5 protein-coding genes and 1 pseudogene are annotated in these 6,643 nt (G+C 38.3%); 4 read left to right on the top strand and 2 right to left on the bottom strand.

Features of this window, described 5'->3' with window-relative positions:
* Positions 1–50: 50 nt before the first annotated feature.
* From ACWIX0_RS08690 to pdxA, 4 genes are all read left to right on the top strand, one after another.
* Entirely contained in the window at positions 51–914 is an 864-nt protein-coding gene (locus ACWIX0_RS08690; RefSeq protein WP_454173627.1) for an outer membrane beta-barrel protein, read from the top strand.
* Between the two features lie 347 nt (positions 915–1,261).
* Positions 1,262–1,633 (top strand): preQ(1) synthase, encoded by a 372-nt coding sequence (gene queF / locus ACWIX0_RS08695; RefSeq protein ID WP_454173632.1) that lies wholly within the window; start codon positions 1,262–1,264, stop codon positions 1,631–1,633.
* A gap of 19 nt (positions 1,634–1,652) precedes the next feature.
* Positions 1,653–4,151 carry a hypothetical protein gene (locus ACWIX0_RS08700; RefSeq protein ID WP_454173628.1) on the top strand — a complete coding sequence of 833 codons (2,499 nt, stop codon included), beginning with the start codon at positions 1,653–1,655 and terminating at the stop codon, positions 4,149–4,151.
* Positions 4,152–4,286: 135 nt separating this feature from the next.
* Complete coding sequence (gene pdxA / locus ACWIX0_RS08705) at positions 4,287–5,345, top strand: 4-hydroxythreonine-4-phosphate dehydrogenase (RefSeq protein WP_454173629.1); 1,059 nt, start codon at positions 4,287–4,289, stop codon at positions 5,343–5,345.
* Between the two features lie 447 nt (positions 5,346–5,792).
* On the opposite strand, the gene folE is transcribed toward pdxA, so the two are convergent.
* Both folE and ACWIX0_RS08715 read right to left on the bottom strand, forming a co-directional pair.
* Positions 5,793–6,338, bottom strand: a complete 546-nt coding sequence (gene folE / locus ACWIX0_RS08710; RefSeq protein ID WP_454173630.1) for a GTP cyclohydrolase I FolE — start codon at positions 6,336–6,338, stop codon at positions 5,793–5,795.
* A 149-nt stretch (positions 6,339–6,487) separates the two neighbouring features.
* A pseudogene (locus ACWIX0_RS08715) lies at positions 6,488–6,643 on the bottom strand (IS1595 family transposase); the annotation flags it as partial.

Genomic DNA, 6,643 nt, shown 5'->3' on the forward strand with positions numbered 1-6,643 from the left:
ATTTGCCAAAAACCAAAACCAACCAAAATCTAACAAAAAAAGGACTTACAATGAAATGGCTTTACTCTTTTTTCACACTTACGCTAAGTGCAAGCCTAGCTTTAGCCGAGCCGACAAATTCAAATGATTCTCAAAAACAAATCCAAGAGGCTCAAAAAGAACTAGAGATTTTGCGACTGCAAAAAGAAATAGATTCTCTAAAAAATGCCAACACTACGCAAGTCGCACATAATCTATCTAAAAAAGAGCAAAAAGCACAAAAAGAGGCAGATATATACGCAAAAAGACAGACAAGACAAAAAAACAAACAAACCCGCCGAAATCTCTCAAAAAACAACTTTTTCTTAGGGCTTGAAATAGGTGGATTTGAAGCCCAAGAAAATGCCACGACAGGAAACATAAACAACAAAACAACCGCAGGCGGTTTTGATTATGGTTTTATGCTAGGTGGTAGCCATTTTTTTAGCAAGTATGTGGGGTTAAGATATTATGGCGACATAAAAATTTCATACAATAAATTTGCAAATAACTCTAACCAAACAATATGGGCTAGACACGGCACGGGGCTTGATTTGCTAGTAAATTTTGTCGCTACCCAAAAAAATGAAAAATCCTATCGCTTTGGTGTATTTGCTGGGCTATATGCAGGTATTTTAAATCTCTCTGCTACGACAAATAAAGATTTTGGGTTTGGTAATGTAAATCTAGCTGCAAATGCGGGCTTGCGAATGGATATGGGGCGATTTGGGCTAGAGTTTGCCTCACAAATCCCGCTTGTGAAATCCACGCATTCTGCTATTGTCTTTGATGATTTTATAAATGTTGAAAATCCAAATTTGGGCGCAAATATCAAATCCAACTCCACAAGAGCGCAAAATTTCAACCTTAACGCAAGGCTAATTATTCGATTTTAGTCATATCCAAATCCACAAACAAAATCTACAAATGTAGCTAAAATCTAGCTACATTTTCTAACCCCTCCCCACAAAAACTTATCTTTGCAAATAAATGCGTTTTGCAATGCGTGCTATAATTTGCCGATTTAAAAACCAAGTAAAATCTACAAAAAAGCATAGCCAAAATCCACCACATAGACAAAAATAAACGCAAAGGATACCAAATGAAAAAATCTATCAAAACAAACACAAAATCCACAAAACAAAAATCTAGCACAACCAAAATTGCCCCTAAAGCAAAATCTACCCCGCACGCAAAATCTAGCAAAACACAAAGCCCACAAAGCCGATACGGTGAGCAAGAAATAAAAAATTTTGATGTGCAAAAAGATTTAGAGCTATGGAAAAATACCGCACCAAATGACTACATAATCAAAATCACATTACCAGAATTTACCTGCCTTTGCCCGCGCAGTGGCTACCCTGATTTTGCGACATTGCAGCTAGAATATATCCCTGATAAATGGCTTGTCGAGCTAAAAGCAATCAAACTCTACATAAATTCCTTTATGTCGCGCCACATAAGCCACGAAGCAAGCATAAATGAAATCTACTCCACGCTAAAATCTAAACTAAAACCAAAATGGATAAAACTCACAGCCGAGTTTAACCCACGCGGAAATGTGCATACCACCATTGAAGTTCGTAGCGATTTGGTAGTGCCTAAAAAATCATAAAAATTTATTGAGGTTTGCTATGGAGTTGCACAAGTTTTTGGGCAAGATTTTGCAACCTTTATCTAAGATTTTGCGCAAGATTTTGGGTTTTGGATTTTTGTTTTGCGTGATTTTGGGGAATCTAAGCTTTGGTGTTGATTACACGGATTATTCACTCCCTAGCACAATCACGCTAAATGGCGGACAAAGACAAGATACTATCACTTCATCAAAAGGCAACGGACAAGCCACTACCATAGGTTATAATCGCAATCCACACCTTACAATAAACGGCACGGCAGGTTCGCAATATACACTTACTATTGCAGATAGCACCACTACTTTTTATTCGGGTGGTTTTAGCGTGGCTAGTGGGATTCAAAGCGCACTTATAAGCGCACATACACTTGCAATTCAAAGCGGTAGCGTGAGTGTCGGCAATGGTGCAAATTTTCGAGTTGTTTCAAGTGGAAATACGATAAATGCGCAAGGCTCGGAATATGGTGGCGAATCTAAAGTGCGATTTTCGCGTGGCAGTTCGCTACAACTTAACCAAAATGCTACAGCAGATTTTAGCAATGCAAATTTTTTTATCCACGATGGAAGCACAAATCTCTTGCAAGGCGCAAATCTAAAAATATCGGTTACAAAAGCTATTCGTTTTCAAAATGAATTTGTTAGTAATGGTGGCATAGCAAATCTTAATGGTAGCGTTTATAATGTCGGCGGAGCTGTCGGCATACAAAATACAACTTCGACATTTACCATAAACGGCGGAAATGTCAGCGTGAGTGGCAATTTTTACAATGGATTAGAATCAAAAGATATGAGCGTGGATAACACAGGCAGTGTCGCGGGTGGATTTAATACTTTTGATTCGGCTTTTGGTGGTGGCGGGAATCTCATCATAAATGGTGGAAATTTAAGCATTACAGGCGCATTGATTTCACAAATGGGTGGGACTTCTATAAGAGATGGTGGAATCTATGACGCAAAATCATCTACCATTTCAATCTACGGCGGGACGCTTAGCACCACAAATGGCGTGCAAAATCGCACAGGTAGCACAATCACTATCGGTGCGGATAATAATGGCAAACTAGGGCAAATCATAGGCAATGTAAGCAATAATGGCACATTTATCATCGATGCGAGCGGGGCAAGCGATGGGAATCATACTTTTATCACAGGCACTCTTAGTGGCTCTGCCCCCACACTGCGAAATGGCAATACAGAATTTGCTAGCTCCAACATAAATGGGGGCAATCTAGCCGTTAGCCTAAATAACGATAAAATCGCTAGCTTTACCCACGCACTAAGCCCAAATCAATCCGCCACGCTAAACACTCTAGGCAATAAAATCTACACCACAAATGGCGCAAGCACTGCTAGCCTAACCCAACTAGCACAAAATCTAAACCAAGACATTTTTAGCACATTTGTATCTAGCCCATTTGCTATTATCTCTTATCTAAAATCTAGCCTAGATTCTAGCTTGCCACCAAACATAAATCGCCCAAAATCTACCAATAAATCAAACGCATTATCTTTAAGCCTAATAGGCAGTGGGCTATCACTTGATACTAGCACGCAAGGAGCAAAATCCGCTTTTGGTGGCAGTGGCGGGATAAAAATCAGCTTTGCAAAAGATTTGCTTTTGGCTAGTCTATCTCGCACGCACACTTTGCCCGCTATACTCACGCTAAATGCGGGCTATACCTACACTGCGCTAAAAACTTCTAGCCAAAGCAGTATGCTAAACCAAGATACTTCTTTGAATGCACAAACAGCGGGGATAGAAGCGATATTTTTACTAGCTTTTGCCGACAAACGATTTAGTATTAGCACAAATTTAGGCGGATTTATGTCTTTTTTAGAGGCAAGTCGTTTGCTAGATTCTAGCCTCATAGCCACAAAATCCCAGCTCAAATCTAGCTTTGGGCTATACCAAGTCTCACTAGATTCTATTTTTAGCTATGATTTTGCCTCTTTTGTTAGCCAAAATAGCGGGCTAAATGTGCTATCCCCTTATGTAGGGCTTCATCAAAGCGTAAATATTTTGCCTAGCTTTGCAGAATCTAGCGATGAAGGTGCAATTTCTAGCCAAATTAGGCTAAAATCTAACGACTACACTGCGTATCATTTAGGCATTATCGCGGGGGTAAAATATAGCTTTTTACTTAGCAGATTTGCTAACAACCAATTTTCTAGCAACAAAGACGCAAGGCTAAATGCAAAAGTGCAGTATGAATATCTAGCCTATCATTCCCAAAAATCACTAGATTTTGCCTATATCGCTAGCCAAAACGCACAAAATCCACAAAATACGCAAAATCTATCATTTGGAATGCCACTTGCGCATAAACTAAATGCAAATCTAGGCGTAGAAAAAGATTTTGCAAACGGGCTAAATTTGGGGCTTGAGATTACATTTAGCACTTTATTATCTAGCCCACACACAAACCCTGCAAGCCCTGAAATACCTGCTAGACAATATTATTTCTATGGGGCAAATGCTACACTTGGATATAGATTTTAGATTTTGCAAATGTAAAAAATAACAATGACAATAAATAGTAGATTTTGTTATAATCCAAAAATCTAAAAAATCTAAAATCACAAAACCTAAATCAAATAAAAAATAAAAAAATCTACACAAAAAAAGGAAAACAAAATGAGCCAAAATCCCAAAAAACCAAAGCTAGCAATAAGCGTGGGCGATGTAAATGGCGTGGGAGTAGAGATTATCTTAAAATCCCACAAAGAGATTTCTAGTATTTGTGAGCCGATATATTGCGCTCATAAGGCGTTATTTCTAAAAGCATTAAAACACCTAAAAAACACGCAAGATTTTGAAACGCTAGTATCTAAAAATATGCGCTTCTCTCCCCCTCACAATGCTAGAATCCCCCAAGTCTCACCCTCCACCCTCCAAAAAGCAAGTGGAAAATATAGCTTTGCTAGCTTTATGCACGGACTAGATTTAGTCGATACTTCTAAAGCAGACGCGGTTGTAACGCTACCTATCCAAAAAGCAGCGTGGAAAAAGGCAGGCTTGCATTATGCTGGGCATACGCAAGTATTGCGACATCGCTACAAAAAAGACGCCATAATGATGCTAGGCTGTGAAGAAATGCTAGTGGCGTTATTTACCGAGCATATCCCGCTAAAAAGCGTAAGTGCGAGCATTAGCATAGATAAATATGTAAGTTTTTTAATAGCATTGTATCGCAGTTTTAACTTTGAAGAAGCCCTTGTGCTTGGGTTTAACCCACATTGTGGCGATAGCGGGGCAATCGGTGGCAAAGAGGACAAAAAAATCCAATCCGCCATCAAAAAAGCAAATAAATTTTTTAAAAAAGAGATTTTTTATGGCATCGTCCCGCCAGATAGCGCATTTACCCCTACAAATCGCGCTAGATTTTCGCTATTTATCGCACCATACCACGATATAGGGCTAGCCACGCTAAAGGCATTGTATTTTGAAAAAAGCATAAATATCAGCTTAAATCTGCCCATTATCCGCACTTCAGTAGATCACGGCGTAGCTTATGACATCGCCTACAAGGGCGTAGCAAGCACACAAAGCTATAAAAATGCCGTAGCATTTGCCATAAAAATGATAAATGAAAAACAACATATCAAAGACAAAATCTCAAAAGTAAGCCTAAGGACACAAATACCAAATCACACGCCACATCATACCCCAAATGATGCCCCAAATCATACTTAGTGGTGGGGGTTTGTTTTGTTGTGATTTTGTGTTTTTTTGTGTTTGTGTTTGTGCTTGTTTGTTTTGACAATTTTAGGCTTTTTTATTTTTTTGTTTTTGTGTTTTTTTTTGTTTTTATGCCTTTTTGTTTTTTTGCGTGATTTTGTTTTTGCTTTGCCTAAGCGATATTTATACAGCATTGCATAAAATCTAAAATCCTATACAAGAAAAATCAAACAATTTACAATAGATTGTTACGGATTTTGCGCCCTTTTGACAAAATCTAATTTAAAGATAAATTAAAGATAGGCTCAAGACAACTTAAGACTCCTTTATTTTGAGTTGAAATTGTCTTGGTGGTTTCAAACAAAAATCTAACACACTTCAAAAGCTTCAAAACAGCTAAATTCAAAAAAAGAAAAAACTAGTCCACTAAATCCATAAAATATCATCAAAACCTTAAATCCACTAGTTTTTGATAAGTTGTAAAAATTCAGCCCTCGTGCGCGAATCGCTTTTAAAGATTCCGCGCAGGGCACTTGTGGTGATTGAAGCCTCGCTTTTTTGCGCTCCACGCATACTCATACATAGATGGCGGGCTTGGCACACCACCATTACGCCTTTTGGATTTAGGATTTGGGTGATACTTTGAGCGATTTGGTTGGTGAGGTTTTCTTGGATTTGTAGTCGCTTGGCATAGACTTCTACAAGCCTTACAAAGCCACTTATGCCAGCGATAGAATCTTTTGGCACATAGCCGATATGCACGCTACCAAAAAATGGCAACAAATGATGCTCGCACATCGAATAAAACGCAATGTCTTTTATGGTTATCATCTCATCGATTCCGTTGTTTTCAAATGTAGAGCCAAGCGCGTCTTTTGGGCTAAGGCTATAACCTGCATAAAGGATAGATTCTAGCTCTTCTAGTCGCTTTGGTGTGGCTTGTAGTCCTGCGCGAGTGGCGTCTTCGCCGATTCGCTTGCAAAAATCTCTAAACATTTTTTCGTGCATTTGCTTTTTGCCTTTTTTTGATTTTCGTGCGATTTGCTTGTGATTTTGCGTGCTTTTTGCGCGGTTTGCAAATCAATTTTTGGCTTATTATATAAAATCTTGCTATGTTTTTTAAGAGGATTTTGGCTAAAAAGCACATTTTTTTAGGCTCAAGACAACTTAAGCGGTTGTTTTCTTATCAATTTTAGCAAGATTTTATACAAATCTTGCTTTTGTATTTGAGTATTATACCTAAATTCTGTTTCTTTTAAGTGAAGCAAAAAATTCTCTTTTTTGATTCCTTTAAATTTGCTTAATCTATGCTT

Source organism: Helicobacter sp. T3_23-1059 (assembly GCF_053654515.1).